This window comes from Acinetobacter terrae (assembly GCF_002135195.1).
Lineage (GTDB): Bacteria > Pseudomonadota > Gammaproteobacteria > Pseudomonadales > Moraxellaceae > Acinetobacter > Acinetobacter terrae.
On record NZ_NEGF01000002.1, the window covers coordinates 15,713 to 37,357 of the forward strand.

A 21,645-nucleotide genomic window follows, 5' to 3' on the forward strand; every position below is an offset into this window, starting at 1 on the left:
TTAGAATTTTTTAACTAAGAGATCAAATTTGGTTGCCAACCACCGACTTCACAATATTCAGATTGAGCCAACCAAAACCCTTTCGGTGTAAAAACACCAAGCATAACATTATCTATGCTTAATATTTGAATTCTATGACGCTGCCAAGGAAAAATTTGTGCTTCCTGAATGGCTTTTTTTAACGGCCAAGCACCAATTCGTCCATACAAATGAATTTTTTCTCCACCTTGGCGCATCACCAGATTCAATTCTTTGCCTAACAATGTCGCTGACAATCCTATTTTTGCAGTTTCAGCAACATACTGTCCTGAAAGCACTTCTATCTTTTTATTTAATTCCAAACGAATCACTTGCGTGGAAATATTAGATTCACTTTTTTCAGCCAGATATTCTTCAGACCTTAAACGAAAAAGTTTTTGCTGATAACGCACATAATAATATTGATTCCAGTGCAATGCGGCTTGCGCATCCGACTTGGATGCGATCACTTCATGCAACAAGCGTTCCACCATCTCAAAACTCGGGCGATAGGTATCCTGCCCTTTCATCCAAGCAGATAACAGTTGTCTTTGACGCGCGTTTGATAATTGGGATAATTTTTTTAAATCAAGTTCTGTTACTGATCCACAAAATGCTAAATCTTGTTGTAATACTTCTTGCAGAATTTCGTCAGCATCTTGCATTAAATAGCTGGTGCGGCTGAGTGCCTGTTGCATTTTAGGATAGCGTTTTTGCAAGACTGACCACAATTCATGACGGCACCAGGCGCGATCATAATGGGTATCTAAATTGGTCGGATCTTCAATATTTTGCACATTGAGTTGAGTTGCCCATTGGCAAATCTGCTCACGCGAGATATCCAGCAGCGGTCGCCAGATGGTAAATTGCTCACGAACATCGACCTGTTTCATGGCAGCTAGACCCTGCACTCCGGCACCGGAGAGCAAACGCAACATTAAAGTTTCCGCTTGATCTTGCTGATGATGCGCCAGAACTAAAATTTCATTGGGTTTTAAATGTTTTGAATAGGCTTGATAACGTGCCGTACGTGCCTGATGTTCCAAGTTGCCGGCTTGCACTTTGACCGCTTCAACAATACAAGGCACATTCAGCGCTGCACATTGATCAGATACAAACTGTGCCCAATCTGCACTATTTTTTTGCAATTGGTGATCAATATAGATGGCACGGATTTTTTCAGGATATAAATAAGACATTAAATGCAGCAGCAGCATGGAATCCATGCCGCCACTACATCCAATTAAAAAAGTGCTTTCAGGAGGAAAGCACTGGATTTGATTTAAGACGCCAGACCTAAATTGTCGCTGCCAAACTTCATTAAACGCTGGTAACGTGCTTCGCATCTTTCATTCGCATCCATCGATTGCAATTCTTCTAAAGCCTGTTGTAACACATCTTTAAGATCTTGCATGACTTGTTCAGGCTGCAAATGTGCACCTTCACCTTCGTCAACCACATATTCCACAATACCCATTTTTTTGAGTTTTTCAGCAGTCAATGCCAAAGCTTCACTGGCTTGTTCGGCTTTTTCAGCTGTTTTCCATAAAATGGATGCACAACCTTCAGGTGAAATGACTGAATAAATACTGTGAGATAGCATCACCACACGGTCTGCCACACCAATACCCAGTGCACCACCAGAACCGCCCTCACCCAATACTGTTGCAATCACAGGCACTTTCAAGCTTGAAAGCTGTGCAAGACTGGTGGCAATCGCTTCTGCCTGACCGCGTTCTTCTGCACCCACACCTGGATATGCACCCATGGTATCGATAAAAGTAAAGACTGGCAGATTAAATCGTTCAGCCATATCAAGCAAACGCTGTGATTTGCGATAGCCTTCAGGATTACTCATACCGAAGTTATGTTGCAATTTTTCACGCGTGCTGCGACCACGGTGTTGCCCAACAATCATGACTGGCTGACCATTAAAACGTGCCAAGCCACCGATCATTGCACCATCATCACCAAACAACCGATCACCATGTAAAGCATCGAATTCAGTGAAGATTTCACCAACATAATCCAAAAATTGCGGACGTTCCGGATGACGTGCAATTTGAACCGTTGTCCATGCCTTAGATTGAGTAGCTTTATTTTTCATAGGTCGACCATTATCCCAAAACTAACAATAGCTTGTTAACCAATAACTTGTTAATAGATAAATTGTTCCGACTGAATATTCAATTCAATATCCCAATGCTTAAACTGCACTTGTTCATCATGCAAGTCTGCTACAAGCAAAGGCCATTGTTTGGCATCGCCAGAAACGCTTAGTTGCCATTGTTGCTCATTGTCGACACTTAATTCAATGGCAGGAAGCATCTCATCGCTGCGACTATGATTAAGTAAAACAGCAAGACGAAGCAATAGACTTAAGTAAACTAATTTGCTACCACCTACCTTCATTACATCCACTCGGCTGTCACTGCGCAACTTACGACGATGATGCGCCACTAAGTGTGAAAGGTGGTTTTGGTCAATTTGCGAGAAGCCAGCGATATCTGAATGTTGTAATAAATATGCCCCGTGACGGTGATAACCCGCATGACTAATCGCCAAGCCAATTTCATGTAAATAGGCTGCACGACGCAATAAATCACTGTCTTCACTGTTTAAATTCAGTGTCTTAGCTACACCATCAAATAAATGCTGCGCAGTTTTCACCACCCGTTCAGCCTGTTTGGGATCTGCGTTATAGCGTCCCATTAAAGCTTGTACACTTCGGTCACGAATATCTTCATGCTGGAAACGACCCAGCAAGTCATACATCACACCTTCGCGTAATGCACCATCGGAATACACCAGCTTATTCAACTCTAGTACATCGAACACAGCATATAAAATGGCAACCCCTGCTGGCAAAACTGCTCGACGGTCTTCTTTTAAACCATCAAAATCGACTTCAGAGATATGTTTAAATTTGAGTAATTTTTCTTTGAGTTTTTCTAGACCTTCGCGAGTCAAGTTCTCCTTCTCATCGCTCCAGCCCATATTTACGGTAATTTGACGACAGGCTTTAATGGTGCCGCTTGAACCGACAACCGTATCCCAACCCGCTGTTTTGTAAGTGTTGGCAATACCTGAAAGTTCTTTACGTGCAGCAACCACTGCTTTATCAAAACTTTTCTGATTAATTTCACCTTCACTAAAATAAGCTTTAGTAAAGGCGACACAGCCCATTTGCAAAGATTCTGTATGAATTGGCTCGAATTCTTCACCAATAATCAGTTCTGTAGAGCCGCCACCAATATCAATTACCAGACGACGACCACTATTGGCCATGGTATGTGAGACACCCAAATAAATCAGACGTGCTTCTTCACGACCGGCAATGATTTCAATCGGTTTGGGTAAAATCTCCGCAGCTTTTTGAATAAATTCATGACCATTCTTGGCTTGACGCAAAGCATTGGTCGCTACAATTCGCATCCGGTTCGCCTGTACTGAGCTTAAGCGTCCGACAAAGCGTGCCAAACAAGCCAAACCCCGTTGCTGTGCGGCTTCAGTCAGGTTTTTATTTTCATCAAGACCTGCAGCCAATTGTACTTTTTCTGACATTGAAGCAACTTTCTTCACTTCGCCATGATCTACACGTGCAATAGCAAGATGAAAACTGTTCGACCCCATATCGATGGCAGCAAGTAACTCTTCATCAATCAAAAAATCAGACATTATTCAACGAACCTATAAGAATTATGCTTAGAGTAATTCACAACCATCCAATTTAAAAGCCATTTATCAGCTCAAATGAATCAGTTTTTATGTTTTTATAATTGACAATTGCATGTCACGATTATCAATATCGTGAGCATCAATTAGACAAACTCAATATAATGTTTGAAAATCTACAGATCCGACTACATAGTTAAACGAGGCTATGTAATACTTATAGATATAGAACTATCTTAAAATTTTATCTGGAGCATATCCATGTCTGGCAATATCGTAAACACAACTGATGCAAACTTCGAAGCTGACGTTTTACAATCTGACGTTCCTGTACTTGTAGATTTCTGGGCAGGTTGGTGTGCACCATGTAAAGCCATTGCACCTGTATTAGAAGTATTATCTGCAGAATTCGAAGGCAAAGTTAAAGTTGTTAAAGTTGACGTGACTGCTTGCGAAGCAACTGCCGTGAATTACAACATCCGTAACATTCCTGCATTATTAATGTTTAAAAATGGTGAAGTAGTCGCTCAGCAAGTAGGCGCAGCACCAAAATCTAAATTGACTGCATTTATTGAAGAAAACATCTAATTCAAAAACAGTACAATTTAATCCAATACGCTATCTCCGGATAGCGTATTTTTTTCGTCTATAAATTGACAAAAGTTGTATTCTCTCTTATATTACATGTTCAAGGAATAAAGGATTTTCAATCCGCAATTTTCTTACAAGACACAACACATAAGATCGCCGCTCGGCAACAGAAATTGTTTTTACACTTTTTTCTTCGAAACAATGAATCAGACCTCTGAATTGTTATTGTGCAAATACAATTACGTTACTTTTATTGCGTGCAAGCGGCTGAATGTTGCTCCCTTTCCTCATCTCTATTCCAGAATTTTGATTCTATCTGACCACCTATGAATTTAACTGAACTCAAGAAAAAACCGATTGGCGAACTCATCAAGATTGCCGAGTTTATGGGCCTAGAAGGAATGGCTCGTAACCGTAAGCAAGACATCATTTTTGCCATCTTAAAGCGCCATGCAATGAATGGCGAAGAAATTTTTGGTGATGGTGTTTTAGAAATTCTATCTGATGGTTTTGGCTTCCTCCGCTCTGCAGCAGGTTCATATCTTGCAGGTCCTGATGACATTTATGTCAGCCCATCTCAAATTCGTCGCTTTAACTTACGTACTGGCGATACGATTACAGGAACGATTCGCCCACCGAAAGAAGGCGAACGTTATTTTGCCTTATTAAAAGTTAATCAAATTAACTATGACACGCCTGAAAACTCACGTAACAAAATCCTGTTCGAAAACTTAACTCCCTTGTTCCCAACTGAACAATTAATTATGGAGTTGGGTAACGGCACCACTGAAGATTTAACTTCACGTGTTGTTGACTTGGTTGCGCCGATTGGTAAAGGTCAGCGTTCAATTATTGTTGCTCCGCCTAAAGCCGGTAAGACAATGTTGTTGCAAACTATCGCGCAGTCGATTGTGCGTAACAACCCTGAATGTTTCCTCATTGTGCTTCTCATTGACGAACGCCCAGAAGAAGTCACCGAAATGGAACGTACCGTTCGTGGTGAAGTGGTTGCATCAACATTTGATGAAGCACCTGCTCGTCACGTACAAGTCGCTGAAATGGTCATCGAAAAAGCAAAACGTTTGGTAGAACACAAGAAAGATGTGGTTATTCTGCTTGACTCGATCACTCGTTTAGCGCGTGCATATAACACGGTTATTCCTTCATCAGGCAAGGTACTTACGGGTGGTTTGGATGCACATGCACTTGAACGTCCAAAACGCTTCTTCGGTGCAGCACGTAATATTGAAGAAGGTGGTTCACTGACGATCATTTCTACTGCCTTAATTGAAACAGGCAGCAAGATGGATGACGTGATCTACGAAGAATTCAAAGGTACCGGTAACCAGGAAATTACCCTTGATCGCCGTATTTCTGAAAAACGCGTGTTCCCTGCCATGAATATCAAGAAATCAGGCACACGTCGTGAAGAACGTCTCATGAGCGAAGATAATTTACGTAAAGTTTGGATTCTGCGTAAACTGCTTCACCCTATGGATGAATTGGCAGCAATGGAATTCTTGCTTGATCGTATGAAAGAAACTAAAACTAATGATGATTTCTTCGATCAAATGAAACGTAAAGCAACTAGCTAATTCGATTCATTATTATTTTATGTATAAAAGGCTATCTGTAACGATAGCCTTTTTATTTGGTTGACTTTACTTACATAAAGCTACAATTGACCTTTTTCTTTGTAAACTTTTATGCAAGCTTATGATTGTTAAAATATTCATTAAAAAAACACTATAGTTTTTAGCAAGTTATTTAGTACTTCTCCAATATAAACCCTCTACTTGATTGTTATTTTCTGTTAATAAATTGCTCATTTTTCATCATTTTTTGCATTTTTTGCCTGCGCCCTAGTAGTAATTAAAAATGCGCAGTGATAGCATATTTGCAGACCAGTTAGACTGCCTTTGCATTGTTACTGCCTAACAAATATTAGGAAGAATAAAAGCACTCAACAGGCTAACATAGGTTTTTTTTAATCTCATATTTTAGAGAGTGATGCCATGTTATTCAAAAAAATCGCTATTGCTGCTGCAGTTGCTACTACTTTAGCTTTCGTTGGTTGTGCTAAAAAAACTGAAGAAGCTGCTGCTGACGCTAATGCTGCTGCATCTGAAGCTGTAGAAGCTGCATCTGAAGCTGAAGCTGCTGCTTCTGCTGCTTCTGTTGAAGCTGCTCCTGCTGCTGAAGCTGCTGCTTCTGAAGCTGCTGACGCTGCTTCTGTAGCTGTTGACGCTGCTGCTGATGCTACTGCTGCTTCTGAAGCTGCTGCTCAATAATCTTTACGATTATTAAGTAAAAAAAGAGAGCCTAACGGCTCTCTTTTTTTATGGCAAAAATAAGGATTAGTAAAACAAAAATTATCCAATCTTATTTTCAGCTACAACATTACTTCCAGTCATAGGCAATCTGCTTCCCCGTCACTCAAGTGATAGAGTTTTGCATATTTTAAAATAAAAAAAGCAGATCAATCGATCTGCTCATTTCCTACGCGCTGGCGGAATTTCTGCCCTGCACGGAATGTGACTACACGGCGTGCAGAAATTGGAATTTCTTCACCCGTTTTCGGGTTTCGACCTGGACGTTGACGTTTATCACGCAACTCAAAGTTACCAAACCCCGAAAGTTTTACTTGTTCGCCTGAGATTAGCGCTTGGCTAATCTCGTCGAAGAACAACTCGACCATTTGTTTTGCTTCACGACGGTTTAAACTCGTGAGCTCACTTAAATGATCAGCCATTTCTGCTTTTGTTAATGCTGTCATGAAGCCCTCAATGTCGCCTGATAAGTGTTTTGCAACACTTCGATTATTTGATCCATACCCGATTTAATTTCAGCATCTTCAAGTGTACGTGATGGATGTTGCCATAACATTGCAAATGCTAATGAGCGTTTACCTTCTTCGACACCTTGTCCAGTGTACACATCGAACAACCAAGTCGAGCCTAATAACTCTCCACCCGTTTTTCCGATAAGTTGCTGAATTTCGCTAACATTAATCTTATCACTAATTAAAAGCGCAATATCACGTCTAACCGATGGAAAACGTGATAATTCTGTAAAATTAGATACATAAGTTTGCAAAACAGCCTGTTGATCGAGTTCTGCCACCCAGGTGATGCCCAAATCAAGCTCATCTTCTAAAGATGGGTGTAAACGGCCGAGGTAACCGACAGACTTGCCATCCACTAAAATTTCAGCAGATTGACCAGGATGTAACCATGTACGTTCTGAACGAACATATTCAACTTTTACACGTCCAGCAGCTAAAATCTCTTCAACTTCACCTTTAAGGTCAAAGAAATCCATTGGATGTGCTTTACCATGCCAAGATTCAGCGGTTTTAGCACCCACAGCGATTAAAGCCAAAGTCGGAATCTGTTTAAGATCATGAATGCTTTTTGCATCTTGATAATCAAAACGTAAACCGAGCTCAAAGAAACGTACACGGCTTTGTTGGCGGTTAATATTGTACTGCACACATGGAATCAAGCTTGATAACAAAGTCGAACGCATCGCCGCCAAGTCACTTGAGATTGGATTTGCCAACATCAATGGATTAACATTTGGATTCAATTGTTTTTCAAGTTTGGCATCGGCAAAGCTAAAGCTGATCGCTTCTTGATAACCTAAAGTTACCAATGTTTGACGAAGTTGAGGCAATTCAAACTGATCTTGATGTTTTGCAAGCTTCACATCAATTACAGGCAAGCTGATCTGAATGTTGTCATAACCGTGAATACGGGCAACTTCTTCAATCAGGTCTTGATAAATGGTCATGTCATAACGATGCGAAGGAGGAATAACGCTCCACTCGCCTTGTGCTTTTACCGTTACGATACAACCGAGACGTTGTAACGCATCAGTAATAAAGTCGCTTTCTACGACGTAACCCAACAATTGATCCACTTGAGCTTGATTCAATTCAATCGCATCACGGGTTGGTAAAAGTTCAACCTTTTCTGCAACAGTAATCGGACCGAATTCACCACCAGCAAGATCAGCAATCAATTGAGATGCTCGGTTCATTGCGATCAATGGCAATTCAAAGTCGACGCCACGTTCATAGCGTTGCGATGCATCGGTATGTAAACCATAACGACGTGCACGGCCTGCAATATGTAATGGTGCGAAGAAAGCAGATTCCAGGAAGATTTCAGTTGTAGCATCAGTTACAGATGAAGATAATCCCCCCATGATGCCGGCAATGGCTAATGCTTTTTCATCATCAGCAATCACCATGACATCTTCAGTCAATTCAACTTCTTGTTCATTTAACAGAACCAGTTTCTCTTGAGAAGTTGCCTGACGCACATGTACTGCACCTTGAACTTTACCACCATCAAATGCGTGTAGCGGCTGACCAAGTTCAATTAAGACATAGTTGGTAATATCGACAAGGATACTGTGCTGACGGATACCAGAACGAGCAAGCGCACGCTCCATCCATTCAGGTGTCGGTGCTTTGGTATTGACCTTTTTGATCACACGGCCTAAATAACGTGGACAGCCTTCTGTATCAACAACCACATTTTTAACGTCTGTGATTGTTGCAGCAACTTCCTTGATTTCAGGTGCAGTCACAGGTAATTGGTTAATTACACCAATCTCACGTGCGATACCACGAATACTAAAACAGTCACCACGATTAGGCGTGATGCTGATATCAATCACGTGATCATCAAGGTTTAAGTATTCACGTACATTTACACCTACAGGCGCATCCGCAGGAAGCTCTAAAAGACCATCAATTTTATCTTCAAGGTCAATTTCAGAAGCGCCACAAAGCATCCCTTGTGATTCAATACCACGAAGCTTGCCTTTCTTGATTTTAAAATCACCCGGCAATACTGCACCAATGGTTGCCACTGGCGCTTTCATACCTGCACGTACATTTGGTGCACCGCACACGATTTGTAATGGCTCACCAGAACCAATGTTCACTGTGGTTACACGCAAACGGTCTGCATCCGGATGTTGTTCTACAGTGAGAACCTCACCTACAACCACACCTGTAAATGGTTTTGCCGCTGGAGCCAACTCATCCACTTCTAAACCCAGCATGGTGAGTTGGTCAGATAGTTTTTCACTATCAATGGCTGGGTTGACCCATGTGCGTAACCAATTTTCGCTAATTTTCATTTCTATAAAAACCTATAAATCTAATTTCTTGAATCCCCCTCTAACTCCCCCTTTTTCAAAGGGCGAGAACCCCAATCATTTCGCGGAGTCCCTCTCCTTTTTTAAAGGAGAGGTTAGGAGAGGATTTATTAAAAGTCTTAAGCAAATTGGCGTAAGAAACGCACATCATTTTGGAAGAACATACGCAAGTCATTCACACCGTAGCGAAGCATTGCAAAACGTTCTACACCCAGACCAAAAGCAAAACCTTTGTATTTTTCAGGATCGATCCCAGCTGCTTGAAGCACGTTCGGATGCACCATACCGCAACCTAGAACTTCTAACCAACGACCGCGTTCATCCATAATATCCACTTCGGCACTTGGCTCAGTGAATGGGAAGTAAGATGGACGGAAACGTACAGTTAAATCTTTTTCGAAGAATTCATTTAACAGGTTAATCAATAAACCTTTCAGTTCCGCAAAGCTGGTATTTTCCGCAATGTATAAGCCTTCAATTTGATGGAACATTGGCGAATGGGTTTGATCCGAATCACAGCGATAAACACGGCCCGGGCAGACAATGCGAATCGGCGGTTGTTGAGTTTCCATGGTACGGATCTGCACACCTGAAGTATGCGTACGCAATAAATGATTTACATCAAAATAGAACGTATCATGCATGGCACGTGCCGGGTGATGCCCCGGAATATTCAAGGCTTCAAAGTTGTGATAATCATCTTCAACTTCAGGACCTGTCGCAACCGTAAAACCCGCTTTGGTAAAGAATTGGCAAATACGTTCTTGCACTTGAGTCACAGGGTGGATACTCCCCACGCTTTGACCACGACCTGGCAAGGTAATGTCGATCATTTCGCTAGCAAGTTTTTGTTCTAGTGCAGCTTTTTGTAATTCCGCCTGGCGTGTCGTTAATGCACCGGTAATGGCTTCACGTACAGCGTGAATTTTCGCCCCAAAAACTTTACGTTCTTCAGGGTCCATTTTACCGAGTGCCTTCGATTGTTCCGCGAGCTGGCTTTTCTTCCCTGTAAATTGCACTCGTACTTGATCGAGTGTAGCAAGGTCTTGAGCTGCTGCAATCGCAGCGAGCGCTTCAGTGGTCAGGGCTTCCAGTGACATAGTAACTCTCAAAGCAACAATTTAAAAATATAATAAAACCCCATATTCTAACAGTTTTTGAACGTATTGATGAAGTTCCCTGTAGAGGAAAATTAGATTGGCATCCAGATTTATAAAAAGTATAAGATAAAGCCATTATTCATGAGATCAATAACAATGGCACTCGATCCAATTTGGAAACAACAATTGACTTTGGTCACCTATGGTAATGAGTATCTCAGCCAGAATTTAAGCTTTAATCATTGGGTACAGCATTCCATTTTTAACCAGCATAACTTGCGTTTCCGTGATCTCATGTCACAACATTTACTGGCACAACATTTTCAAATCTGGCTTGAAGGTCTAAAAAAACAAGGCAGTCATCGTATTAGCTTACATAGTTCAAGTCTTTTAATTGACGAAAAAAATCCAAATGCCAATGTAGAGCTACTAGCGATTCCACATTTTATTGTCAGCCATGAACATAACAAAAAAACCGCCTGGATTTTTGGTAAAGAACTCCCCGAATGGTATAGCGCTGACAATGACTATGACGCGCCGAAACCGCAACAAGAACAATGTCGTCAGGAAACATTTTGGCGTTTTGATTTGAATCCCAAGCTTGCAAAGCGCGTTGATGCAGATTTACAACAGCCAAATTGGGATGATATTCAGACCTATACTGATAACGAATTATTTGATAGCAAATTTGCACAAGGCTTTAGCGAACCCGCAAACCGGGATTTTCCTTATTACGGCCTTACTCAAGCTGATACTGAAAATGCCGATGGCTCGCCCTTGCTCGAAAGTAAATATCTGCCTTTACTGCCAACCGAATATCAAGCAGATTATGCCCATACCACACTACATCGTTTAGAAGCCTTATCGACTTATATTCAGCACAAACTGCAACATCCGTTTCATGCTGATGGCACTGAACTTACAGCTGATGAACAACTGAATCTGCGTCACTTTTCGCAAAAACTGGATGATTTAAGAGCAAAATTCATTGTCAAGGTCGCCAATCATTATCAGTCTGCAAAACTGAGCAAAGTAGAAATTGCCAATCCTTTGGATGGAACACATACGATTCCCCCCGCATCACCCCATTTAAAAACCCACAAAGCACATGCCCCACATAAAGTCGGTGCATCTGGGGTGATTAAACTGATTTTGTTGACCATTGTGATTTGTCTGTTGGCTTATTATTTTGGACTTTAATTTTGATAAAGATGCTAAAAAATTCAGCTCAATAGATATAAAAAGAAGAACAGGTATTTTTATCTATACGTGTTCTTCTTAATCTCTTGTTCTTCATCACCATAAAAATAAGATGAATGAAAATTTATAATAAACCTAAACACTTAGCCTGTCTTTTAAACCGTATTAAAGATCAGCGGATTATAAGTTGAGTTTTTTATGATCCGCTTCGACTCCACCAGCATGGCCAGTAAGACTGCCTTTAAGCAGTTTAAATAGCTGAGTCACTTTATTGTCAGTCACGTTCCAATATTCTGCACTGACTGCTGCAGCCACCAAGATACATACACTCGGATCTTCCTTTCCTTCAAACCAGTTTTCAGCCCACGGGTTCCAGAGTTGATCAATCAAGGTAGCATCTGTGCTGATATGGGCATGTGCACTAATCGAGACATAAATGCTGTCAGAGGGCTTGGCAAAAGATAATCCAATTTTATTACGACCGGAATTGACTGCATTCACCAGATCATTGCTATCACTCAAGATAAAATACAGATTGTGACTTTCACTCATCTGCTCAGTCTTCTCAGAATTAAGCATGGTCATGGGTTGTGAATGTAATTCCTGCGTTTCAGTCATATGACTGATCATGGCATATCGTACTTCCTTGATCAGTTGCCATAATTTTTCGCGATTATGATTATCCGTCATTACTCTTCTCCTGAAGCTAAACTTTAGAAATAAGAAATTATTTAATTTTGTGCATTCGCTTCTTTACTAGAGTAGTGATATTTTTCACTTTAGATATCTCACCTTACTCAACTTATACATTTGAATAATAAAAGATTGGCTTAAAGATCATAAGAAACAACGAAAAAGAATTTGCTTATAAAGAGAGTTAAGAAGTCGAATCTATGTTTAGATTGATTAAAGGCTCATGAGCGATAAATTTTATAGTTGCTCAAATACCTGAACTATTTTTAACTTGGTTAAATGTCTCTGCTTCAATTGTTTTAATTTTTATGAATAGCAGTAATCATCTGCTGAAATTTAACAGGAGCGTCCAAATATATTTAATGCTCAGCTTAAAGATCAACAGACTCGGGTTTACATCATGATTTTGATGCTTCCGTTTTCGCTTTTTTAACCGTCAGCTTTTTCAATACTTCTGAAACTGCCACCATGGCAAAACTTGAAGTGACTACGACAGCTGAACCATATCCGCCACAACGTAAGCCGGCACTTGGGCATACATCGGCACTCGAGAATGGATTATCAATCGAATACACGCAGGTAATGCCGAACTTCTCTTTGGGCTTTTTACAAATTCCTTTGGCACGCAATTGACTGCGTAATTTGGCCAACATCGGGTCCTGTTCAGTTTTAGACAAATCTGCAACACGAATTTTTAAGGGATCCAGCTTGCCGCCTGCACCGCCCGATACAATCAAAGGAATTTTATTAAATCGGCAATGCAGCATTAACGCCAATTTGGCTTTGACATCATCAATGCAATCGAGAACCACATCAGGTTTGTTTTCTAACAGTTCTTTGACATTCTCGGGTGTTAAATAATCATCCACCAGATTGATCTTGATACGTGGATTAATCGAATGACAACGCTCTGCCATCACCTCAATTTTTTCACGTCCCAAGGTCGAACTCATGGCAGGCAACTGACGGTTAATATTGGATGCAGCAACCACATCCATATCAATGATCGTCAGCTCAGCAATGCCGGTACGTGCCAAAGCTTCAACTGCCCAAGAACCGACACCGCCAATCCCAATCACCATCACATGGCTGTGTTCATACTGACGAAAAGCTTCATCTCCATAAATTTTTTCCACACCTGCAAAGCGGCGCTCATATTCATCATCTTCAGGAAGATCAGTCATTCGTCATCTGGTATCTAAAAAACACCGGCGCATTTTATCAAATTCCGCCCCAATTCGATAATCTATATCTTCAACATTATCCAACCGATCAAATAAACATAAAAAATTGCTCAAAAAATAGAGATATAATTTTTGCAGCTATAAAAAAAGAGGCTTTCGCCCCTTTTTTCAATTTCTATAAATCAGTCATTCTTTACTTATTGGTAATAAAGAAATACTCGCGATAATATTTGAGTTCAACAATCGAATCACGAATATCATCCATCGCCAAATGTGAGGCATTCTTTTTCAAGCCGCTCATGATTTCTGGACGCCAGCGTTTCGCCAACTCTTTCACTGAAGATACATCAAGATTACGGTAATGGAAAAATTGCTCCATTTCCGGCATTAAACGGTGCAAGAAACGACGGTCTTGGCAAATGGAATTACCACACATTGGTGATGATTTTGGGGTCACCCATTTTTTCAGGAATTCTAAGGTTTGTTGTTCGGCATCTTGCGCAGTGAGTTTACTACGGCGTACGCGTTCAATCAGACCCGATTGTCCATGTTGACGGGTATTCCATTCATCCATCGCATTTAACACGCGATCCGACTGGTGAACAGCAAGCACAGGGCCTTCCGCCAAAATATTGAGGTTATCATCCGTCACAATTGTTGCAACTTCAATAATTTGGTCGTTATCTGTATCTAGACCTGTCATTTCAAGGTCAATCCAAATGAGGCGAGTATCAGGAGTGCTGCTCATAAATGTGCAATCTTATTAGGCTTAAAACGGCTATAGTAGCAAATTTATTGCATCTTGGCTGTAACTCGTACCCCGCTTCATGCTATTTTTGACATCCTTAGTTCATGGTTTTTTTAGGATATGAATGGCTTTAATTCGTAAACGTCGTTTAACTGAACAGCAGCAACGTCGCATTCAGAAACAACATCAAACACGTCAAGAAGAACTCGACACTTCAAGTGATTTAGAAGGCTTGGTGGTACAGCACTATGGTCGTCAACTTGAGGTTCAAGCCCTATCAACGCCTGATGAGCATCCGATCAAACCTGAAGTACCCGCAGGTGAACCAGAACCTTTCTGGAAGCCGATTGAACTCGGCAGTGTCTGGCGCTGTCATACACGTACCAATTTAGAAGCACTGGTCACAGGTGACCGTGTCAAATGGCAGGCTGATCCAAATACTGGACTCGGCATTATTACTGCGATTCATCCACGTCAATCACTGCTAACCCGTCCTGACCGCTACCATAAAGTTAAACCGGTCGCCGCTAATGTCAGTTTAATTGTGATTGTGTTCGCATCTTTTCCCGAAGTTGCGCCAAGCTTAATCGACCGTTATATCGTGGCGTGTGCCGATGCAGAAATTCCCGCGCTACTGGTACTGAATAAAGCCGATTTAATCAAAGAAAATGATCCGATTTTGAGCCTAATGAAAGAGTATCAAGCTTTAGGTTATGAAATCATTCAAACTCAATCTGATGGTGATTTATCAGAACTGGCAAATCGTTTGGCTGGTGAAACGGTGGCTTTTGTGGGACAGTCCGGTGTCGGAAAAAGCTCGCTGATTAACGCCATGGTTCCAGATGCAGCGCAAAAGACCAATATCATTTCGGAAAACTCTGCACTGGGTCAGCACACCACAACCTCTACGCGTTTAATCGCTTTTGGTGAAGGTGCAGCACTGATTGACTCACCCGGAATTCGCGAATTTGGTTTATGGCATTTAAACCCAGATAAAGTTCAGCAAGGTTTTCCTGAAATTGAAAATCTTCTTGGACATTGCCAGTTCCGTAACTGTACCCATAAGCACGAAAAACAATGTGCTTTGCGTCAGGCAGCGCAATCGGGTGAAATTTTACAACGTCGTTTAGACAGTTATTTACGTTTAACCGATGAAATTGCTGAAGCACAGCAAAAAAATTAGTTTTTCTTAACCCTTAGCCCTTGAAGCGGTGATTTTGATCGCCATATTTATGAGCTATACTCTACGCAATTTAAAATTGTACTTAGGTGACTTGTGGAACGTTGGTTGGAATTTATGGGGAATCACCCCTTCTTGTTTGGAACACTTGGGGTTCTCATCGTTTTGTTCTTCGTTTTAGAAGGACAACGCAATGGTCGTAAGATTTCACCACAATCTTTGGGTATTTTAGTCAAAGCTAAAAATGCCATGCTGATTGATTTACGTGATGCTAAAGACTTCCGTGAAGGTCATATCAGCGGTAGCCGCAACATTCCGTATAGCCAAATTACAAGCCATCTTGAAGAGTTAAAATCTTCGGATCGTCCACTGGTGTTTATTTGTAACCTCGGTCAAATCGCGGGTACAGCTTTGCAACAAGTGGGTCATGCTGATAGCTACCGTTTAGACGGCGGTATCAACAACTGGAAAGTCCAAGGCTTACCACTGATTAAAAGCAAGTAATTCGCTTAAGGAGATATATTAATGGCTGAAGTAATAATTTATTCAACGACTGTATGCCCTTACTGCGTTCGCGCAAAACAACTTCTTGAGCGTAAAGGCGTTGCATATAAAGAAATTAATTTATCTAAAGAAGCGCCTGAAGTACGTGTTGAATTGATGCAACGCACCAATCACCGTACTGTTCCACAAATTTTTATTAACGACCAGTTTATCGGTGGTTTTGATCAACTTTATGCTTTAGAGCGTGAAGGAAAACTCAACGAATTATTGGCTTAACACTTTTATTAAGTCACCCTCATATTAAGGATTAAAAAATGAGTGAACAACAAGCTCAACCGCAATTAGCACTTGAACGTATTTATACTAAAGATATTTCTTTTGAAGTACCTGGGGCTCAAGTATTTACCAAAGAATGGCAGCCTGAATTAAATATCAATCTGTCTTCTGCTGCAGAAAAAATTGATGCGACACATTATGAAGTTTCATTACAAGTGGTTGTTCAAGCGAATAACGCAGGTGAAACTGCATTCATCGTTGATGTAACACAATCAGGGATTTTCTTGGTTGATAGCGTTGAAGAAGAACGTCTTCCTTATATTTTGGGTGCATATTGCCCAAATATTTTGTTCCCATTCCTACGCGAAGCGGTAAATGACATGGTAACTAAAGGAAGCTTCCCGCAATTGCTTCTTACCCCAATTAACTTCGATGCTGAATTCGAAGCGAATATGCAACGTGCTCAAGTTGCCGCTGCTGAAGGTCAGGCTTAATCGTTTAAGCCAACCTCATATAAAAAAGACCGCATATGCGGTCTTTTTTATTGGCGTTTAAGCCCCTCTTTATCAAAGAGGGGTTGGGGAGATTACAGAATCCCTCCCAACCTCCCTTTAAAAAAGGGAGGAGCTTTTAGATGAATTTATTCACCATCCATCATCAAATCTGCGCTCATACCGACTGTATTGAAGCCAGCATCAACATACATAATTTCGCCAGTAATACCATTTGCCCAAGGCGAGCATAGGAATAATGCTGCATTACCCACATCTTCAATTGTGACATTACGTTTAAGTGGTGCAACTTTTTCATTTAAATCTAACATTTTACGGAAAGATTTAATACCTGATGCTGCCAGTGTACGAATTGGACCCGCTGAAATAGCATTGACGCGAATACCATCGCTACCCAAGCTTGACGCTAAATAACGTACGCCTGCTTCCAATGAGGCTTTAGCCATACCCATCACGTTGTAGTTTGGCATCACACGTTCAGAACCTTGGTAAGTCAACGTCAGCAAGCAACCTTGACGAACTTTGAGTAAAGGTTTCGCAGCACGTGCCATTGCAACAAAACTGTATGCACTAATGTCGTGGGCAATGTTAAAACCCTCACGGTCGGTAACATCGGTAAAGTCACCATCCAAAGTATGCGCTGGTGCGAAACCGATTGAATGAACCACACCATCCAAACCATCCCAATGTTTTGCCAAATCTGCAAAAGCCTGGTCAATTTCAGCATCAACTGCCACATCACAAGGGAAAACCAGCGTTGAACCAAATTGTTCAGCAAAATCATCAACACGTTTTTTTAATTTTTCATTTGGATAAGTAAATGCGAGTTCCGCACCTTCACGGTGTAAGGCTTGAGCAATACCAAATGCAATGGATAACTTACTTGCAACACCTGCGATTAAAAAGCGCTTACCCGCCAATAGTCCTTGTGCCATGTGAATCTCACTCAAAATAATTTAGAAGCATAATGCCAAGTCTGGAGCATTTGCGAAATTGCATAATGCGCCTTTTTTACCATGTTCTGTAAAAATCATAAAAAAATGCCCCCAGGATCTGGGAGCATTTTTATTTAGATGCATTTTACTTTTAAGATGATTAATCATCGCCTTGTAATAAACTGAGCAAACGCAAGAATGAATAATACATCCAGACCAAAGTCGCTAATAAGGCAATACCACACAACCATTCCATCGCTTTTGGGGCGTATTGTGCAGCTGATGATTCAATCAGGTCAAAGTCGAGTATGAGGTTTAAAGAGGCAATCACAGCAACAAATGCAGCAAAGCCAATCCCGAGCCAATTGCTTTCAAAAATGTAAGGAATGCTTGAGCCAAAAGCCAAACGCATGACAATTTGCACCACAAAGACAATTGCGATCGCAATGGAGGCTGACAAAACCACGGCTTTAAATTTTTCTGTGGCACGAATAATTTGAAAGCGATACAAGGCAAACATCACCAAGGTGGTGATAAAGGTCGCCAGTAACGCCTGTAAAGGTACGCCCGGAAATTTCACCTGGAAGATCACCGAAATTCCGCCTAAAAAGGCACCTTCAAATAAGGCATAAGGAATCGCCAATACCGGTGCTGTCTTCGGCTTAAATGTCGCAATGAGTGCCAAGATCAATCCACCGACCGCACCGACCATTGCACCAGCATAGGCCAGTGATAAATTTAAGGTGATGAAGCTATAAAAAAATAGGGACAAACCTACTGCAGCAGCAATTACTGTCAATAACACAGATTTTTGAATTGCGCCTTGTACAGTCATGGTCTGGTTATAATCACTGTGGGTTTCCACCCGGGTTAAAATGGGGTTATTACTTTGCATAATTCACTCATTATTTTTCATTTAGATTTTTAAAATAGTATAAACAGGTTTTAAGTATAGAAAATGGATCTTTTCAACATTCCATAAAAACAGGATGACTCAACAAAATATATTCATAGCAAACGATGAAATTAAATACCAATATTTATGGATAAAAGGTTATTTCATAACATTTTTTAAGCATCAAGCTGTAAAGCATGTAGTGAATTTTGCCAGAGTTGTAGGGCAAGAATATCTGGTACAAGATGAAGAGATTGTGCCAAGCCAGTTAAAACATAAGGCAAATTGACCGGGGTATTGCGGGTTCGCTGCTCCGTTGAGCTTTGACAACATAAAGGTGTCATGTCGGGACAATCGGTTTCCAACACCAAATGTTCAGCACCAATCGCCTGAACCACGGCATGTAATTTTTTTGCATTGGGATTGGTAATCTGCCCGGTGACACCAATTTTAAAACCCAGTTTAATAAAAGCCTTGGCTTCTTCTATGCCGCCACTAAACGCATGGGCAATACCGCCCAATTTAAACTGATGCTGCTTCAAAATTGCCAATGTTTCAGCATGTGATTTACGAATATGTAATAACACAGGCTTATCAAATTGTTGTGCCAATTCAAGTTGTGCCGAGAAAAAATCTTGTTGCTTTTGAAAAATGTCTGCTTGCTTGTGCTGTTTTAAAAATGTATCCAGACCAATTTCACCAATGGCCACGCATGCTTCAGTTGTTAAAAGTCGCTCTAAATCTGCAAGGTGAGATGCTTGATGCTGTTCAATATAAACAGGATGCAAACCCGGCGCTAAATAACTTTGCGGGGCATCCGGCAATTGATTTAAAAAGTGCTGAGTCTGAACTAAATCTTTAAAGCGAGATTGCACAAAACCAATCAAAATCAACCGTTCCACCCCCACTGCTTTTGCAGCATGCGCCAGTTTCTCCCGATCCTGATCAAAATCGGGAACATCAAAATGGGTATGGGTATCAAACAGCGGATAAGACATTAAGGTTTAGCTTTATTTGCCGCAGGCGTACTTGCAGGCGCTTCAACCTGAGGTAAATACTGTTTCTTCAGCACAGTTTGCAATTGATCATAAGGAATGGTCAAACGTGGCAATCCCACCACATAAGGACCAATTTCATATTCGCCATATTGCAAAATTAAGCCTTGGCTGGATAAATAAAAATTATCTGATAAGGTGAATTTCCATGCCTGTTCATATTCTTCAACGCTATTTGCCAACTTGGATTCAATCACCCAGGTTTTAAATACTTCATGCGCTTTCTTTTCCAAAGCCGCTTTTTGATTTGGCACTAAAATATCATTCAGTTCAACCTGTTTTTTCTTTTCCAAGTCAAAGTTATAGTAGCGCTGTGATGATGAACCATGTGCCCCACCCAAATAACTACTCGAATTCAAAACAACCGTCGCCAAAGGCACGTCTGCATTTAAAATTTTCGGCTTGATCATCAAGCTGATTTGATGATTGGCGCTTAAAGCCTTCAATTCCTTATCCAATGACAAGAAATTCACTAAATAAGGTGCAACTTGTTGTTCCAGTTTTTGCTTTGGCGTTTCAATAGCTACTGATGCAGCTTGTTCAGCAGCTTGATCCTGAGCTTTTGAAGCTTTCGGATTTTCTGCTGTTGTTGCCTGTTGATTTTCTTTTGCCAACTTTGGAGAAATATCTAAAATATGATCCAATTGTTTTAAAATTTTCTGGTCAATAAATTCATCAATAAAAGCCTGATTACTGGAAAGACGTTCTATCGAAATTTCAGGACAACTATTGCCATCACACTCAGGCAAATCTAAAGTTAACTTTTCAGAATCCCCTGCCAATTTTAATACTTCAGCTTGAACCGCTTCAGATGCTGGCGTTTGATCCTGGTTAGATTCGGTCTGTTTAGGCTGACATGCACTCAATGCAATCGCTGACGCAAGAATACTGATGGTAAATATTGTTTTATTTTTTAACATGAGGCTGACCTATAACTTTAAATCGGGTAACGTGACTTCTGTTAGATGTCTGTATTTAAAATAGATAACTAGAACATATGCTGATACACATCAACTTTCAATAACTGTTGCGTTTGTTCTTTGGTTAAATAAATATCCAGTTGTGCTCCATCTGCAACAATTTCATGGGTACGATAATGTAAACCAATCCCTTCCTGATCAAAGAACCAGTCGGCTTGTCCCCAATACAGTTTTTTCGGCGCTTTCTGCTTCACTTCAGCCGTTTGTTCTTTTAACCATTTTTGATAAGCTTGTTGCACAATGCTGTTCATACTGTTTTGCTGTTTCGGTTCAATCACATCCAATAAAGTGACTGCTTGCTGTTTTTTACGATCGGCTACAAAGAAGTAATAACGTTCTTTAACCTTAATGCCTTCTTGGTTGGTATCTACACCTAATTGCATCAACACATATTGATTACGCTGATAGGCAATTCGGGTATACATAGAGAGCTCATAAGCTTTATTTTTGGAAAATTCAGCCTGCCATGCATCCGACTTTTTTACATAAGCATTGATGGCTTGTTGCAGGCTCATATTTTGTTTCATGCCGATTTGATCTTGAATCACCAATGCCTGGCTTTTCGCAATCCAGTCATTTAACCAGACATCTTCGGTATGGACTGTTTGAATACTCAGATCAATACAATTTTTGGTTTCACAAAAGGGCAAAGCAATTTTTGCATCTTGTTCTTGAATATTTAAATACGGCAAAACTTCTGCTTTTTCTGTTTTTAATACAGAAGTTTCAGACTTTTCATGTGATGGGTCTGGTTGTTCTTTTTTTGAAGCATCGCAAGCACTGAGTATCAGACCAATGGCGATCACTGATGCACCCACTATTTTCCCGTTCATGCTCACAACTCTTTTTTTAAAGTGATTCATTTATATGAATGATTTTACATAATAAAACAGCTTCATAAAGAAGCTGTTTTATTTTTCGTTATGT

22 protein-coding genes are annotated in these 21,645 nt (G+C 40.7%); 8 read left to right on the forward strand and 14 right to left on the reverse strand.

The features are described from left to right. Positions 1-14: 14 nt before the first annotated feature. From tilS to ppx, 3 genes are read right to left on the reverse strand one after another with little or no spacing between them, the layout of a single operon-like run. Entirely contained in the window at positions 15-1,364 is a 1,350-nt protein-coding gene (gene tilS, locus B9T23_RS02455; RefSeq protein ID WP_086192868.1) for a tRNA lysidine(34) synthetase TilS, read from the reverse strand. Further along, the gene (locus B9T23_RS02460) at positions 1,301-2,125 is read right to left on the reverse strand and encodes an acetyl-CoA carboxylase carboxyltransferase subunit alpha (RefSeq protein WP_086192869.1); all 825 of its coding nucleotides are present in this window, start codon (positions 2,123-2,125) and stop codon (positions 1,301-1,303) included. The genes tilS and B9T23_RS02460 overlap by 64 nt, the downstream gene beginning before the upstream one ends. A 50-nt stretch (positions 2,126-2,175) precedes the next feature. Then, positions 2,176-3,696 carry an exopolyphosphatase gene (gene ppx / locus B9T23_RS02465; protein ID WP_067721832.1) on the reverse strand — a complete coding sequence of 507 codons (1,521 nt, stop codon included), beginning with the start codon at positions 3,694-3,696 and terminating at the stop codon, positions 2,176-2,178. Positions 3,697-3,954: 258 nt separating this feature from the next. On the opposite strand from ppx, the gene trxA reads away from it, so the two are divergent. The 3 genes from trxA (at position 3,955) to B9T23_RS02480 (ending at position 6,575) form a co-directional block, all read left to right on the forward strand. Beyond that, on the forward strand, positions 3,955-4,281 hold the full coding sequence (gene trxA / locus B9T23_RS02470; protein ID WP_067721833.1) for a thioredoxin: 327 nt from the start codon (positions 3,955-3,957) through the stop codon (positions 4,279-4,281). A 329-nt stretch (positions 4,282-4,610) separates the two neighbouring features. Next, positions 4,611-5,879 (forward strand): transcription termination factor Rho, encoded by a 1,269-nt coding sequence (gene rho, locus B9T23_RS02475; protein WP_067721834.1) that lies wholly within the window; start codon positions 4,611-4,613, stop codon positions 5,877-5,879. Between the two features lie 420 nt (positions 5,880-6,299). Beyond that, a complete protein-coding gene (locus B9T23_RS02480; protein WP_086192870.1) occupies positions 6,300-6,575 on the forward strand; it encodes a hypothetical protein in 276 nt (91 codons plus the stop codon). A gap of 188 nt (positions 6,576-6,763) precedes the next feature. Here the strand turns inward: B9T23_RS02480 and B9T23_RS02485 are convergent, their stop codons facing one another. The 3 genes from B9T23_RS02485 to pheS all read right to left on the reverse strand — a co-directional run bounded on the left by B9T23_RS02485 (position 6,764) and on the right by pheS (position 10,556). After that, the gene (locus B9T23_RS02485; protein ID WP_004649746.1) at positions 6,764-7,060 is read right to left on the reverse strand and encodes an integration host factor subunit alpha; all 297 of its coding nucleotides are present in this window, start codon (positions 7,058-7,060) and stop codon (positions 6,764-6,766) included. Further along, a complete protein-coding gene (pheT, locus tag B9T23_RS02490; RefSeq protein ID WP_086192871.1) occupies positions 7,057-9,438 on the reverse strand; it encodes a phenylalanine--tRNA ligase subunit beta in 2,382 nt (793 codons plus the stop codon). The genes B9T23_RS02485 and pheT overlap by 4 nt, the downstream gene beginning before the upstream one ends. 137 nt (positions 9,439-9,575) lie before the next feature. Next, entirely contained in the window at positions 9,576-10,556 is a 981-nt protein-coding gene (gene pheS, locus B9T23_RS02495; RefSeq protein ID WP_086175782.1) for a phenylalanine--tRNA ligase subunit alpha, read from the reverse strand. A gap of 156 nt (positions 10,557-10,712) precedes the next feature. On the opposite strand from pheS, the gene B9T23_RS02500 reads away from it, so the two are divergent. Then, positions 10,713-11,756: a hypothetical protein gene (locus B9T23_RS02500; RefSeq protein ID WP_086192872.1), complete on the forward strand. Its 1,044-nt coding sequence runs from the start codon at positions 10,713-10,715 to the stop codon at positions 11,754-11,756. A gap of 180 nt (positions 11,757-11,936) precedes the next feature. Here B9T23_RS02500 and B9T23_RS02505 read toward each other — a convergent pair whose 3' ends face one another. The 3 genes from B9T23_RS02505 to orn all read right to left on the reverse strand — a co-directional run bounded on the left by B9T23_RS02505 (position 11,937) and on the right by orn (position 14,381). After that, entirely contained in the window at positions 11,937-12,446 is a 510-nt protein-coding gene (locus tag B9T23_RS02505; RefSeq protein ID WP_086192873.1) for a pyridoxamine 5'-phosphate oxidase family protein, read from the reverse strand. 401 nt (positions 12,447-12,847) lie between these two features. Beyond that, positions 12,848-13,633 (reverse strand): tRNA threonylcarbamoyladenosine dehydratase, encoded by a 786-nt coding sequence (locus B9T23_RS02510; protein ID WP_086192874.1) that lies wholly within the window; start codon positions 13,631-13,633, stop codon positions 12,848-12,850. Positions 13,634-13,826: 193 nt separating this feature from the next. Continuing rightward, complete coding sequence (orn, locus tag B9T23_RS02515) at positions 13,827-14,381, reverse strand: oligoribonuclease (RefSeq protein WP_067721847.1); 555 nt, start codon at positions 14,379-14,381, stop codon at positions 13,827-13,829. 124 nt (positions 14,382-14,505) lie between these two features. Between orn and rsgA the strand changes: the two genes are divergently transcribed. The 4 genes from rsgA to secB all read left to right on the forward strand — a co-directional run bounded on the left by rsgA (position 14,506) and on the right by secB (position 16,835). Then, complete coding sequence (gene rsgA, locus B9T23_RS02520) at positions 14,506-15,564, forward strand: small ribosomal subunit biogenesis GTPase RsgA (RefSeq protein WP_086192875.1); 1,059 nt, start codon at positions 14,506-14,508, stop codon at positions 15,562-15,564. Between the two features lie 93 nt (positions 15,565-15,657). Then, positions 15,658-16,065: a rhodanese-like domain-containing protein gene (locus tag B9T23_RS02525; RefSeq protein ID WP_067721853.1), complete on the forward strand. Its 408-nt coding sequence runs from the start codon at positions 15,658-15,660 to the stop codon at positions 16,063-16,065. Positions 16,066-16,086: 21 nt separating this feature from the next. Next, positions 16,087-16,341 (forward strand): glutaredoxin 3, encoded by a 255-nt coding sequence (gene grxC / locus B9T23_RS02530; protein WP_067721855.1) that lies wholly within the window; start codon positions 16,087-16,089, stop codon positions 16,339-16,341. A 38-nt stretch (positions 16,342-16,379) separates the two neighbouring features. Beyond that, on the forward strand, positions 16,380-16,835 hold the full coding sequence (gene secB / locus B9T23_RS02535; protein ID WP_067721857.1) for a protein-export chaperone SecB: 456 nt from the start codon (positions 16,380-16,382) through the stop codon (positions 16,833-16,835). Positions 16,836-16,981: 146 nt separating this feature from the next. Here the strand turns inward: secB and B9T23_RS02540 are convergent, their stop codons facing one another. The 5 genes from B9T23_RS02540 to B9T23_RS02560 form a co-directional block, all read right to left on the reverse strand. Continuing rightward, a complete protein-coding gene (locus tag B9T23_RS02540; RefSeq protein WP_086192876.1) occupies positions 16,982-17,788 on the reverse strand; it encodes an enoyl-ACP reductase FabI in 807 nt (268 codons plus the stop codon). Positions 17,789-17,948: 160 nt separating this feature from the next. Continuing rightward, positions 17,949-18,683, reverse strand: coding sequence for a Bax inhibitor-1/YccA family protein (locus B9T23_RS02545; protein WP_067721860.1), 735 nt, complete (start codon positions 18,681-18,683; stop codon positions 17,949-17,951). Between the two features lie 176 nt (positions 18,684-18,859). Beyond that, positions 18,860-19,681: a TatD family hydrolase gene (locus tag B9T23_RS02550; protein WP_086192877.1), complete on the reverse strand. Its 822-nt coding sequence runs from the start codon at positions 19,679-19,681 to the stop codon at positions 18,860-18,862. After that, on the reverse strand, positions 19,681-20,658 hold the full coding sequence (locus B9T23_RS02555; RefSeq protein ID WP_086192878.1) for an RsiV family protein: 978 nt from the start codon (positions 20,656-20,658) through the stop codon (positions 19,681-19,683). The genes B9T23_RS02550 and B9T23_RS02555 overlap by 1 nt, the downstream gene beginning before the upstream one ends. A 68-nt stretch (positions 20,659-20,726) precedes the next feature. Then, positions 20,727-21,551: a hypothetical protein gene (locus tag B9T23_RS02560; protein ID WP_086192879.1), complete on the reverse strand. Its 825-nt coding sequence runs from the start codon at positions 21,549-21,551 to the stop codon at positions 20,727-20,729. Positions 21,552-21,645: the final 94 nt, after the last annotated feature.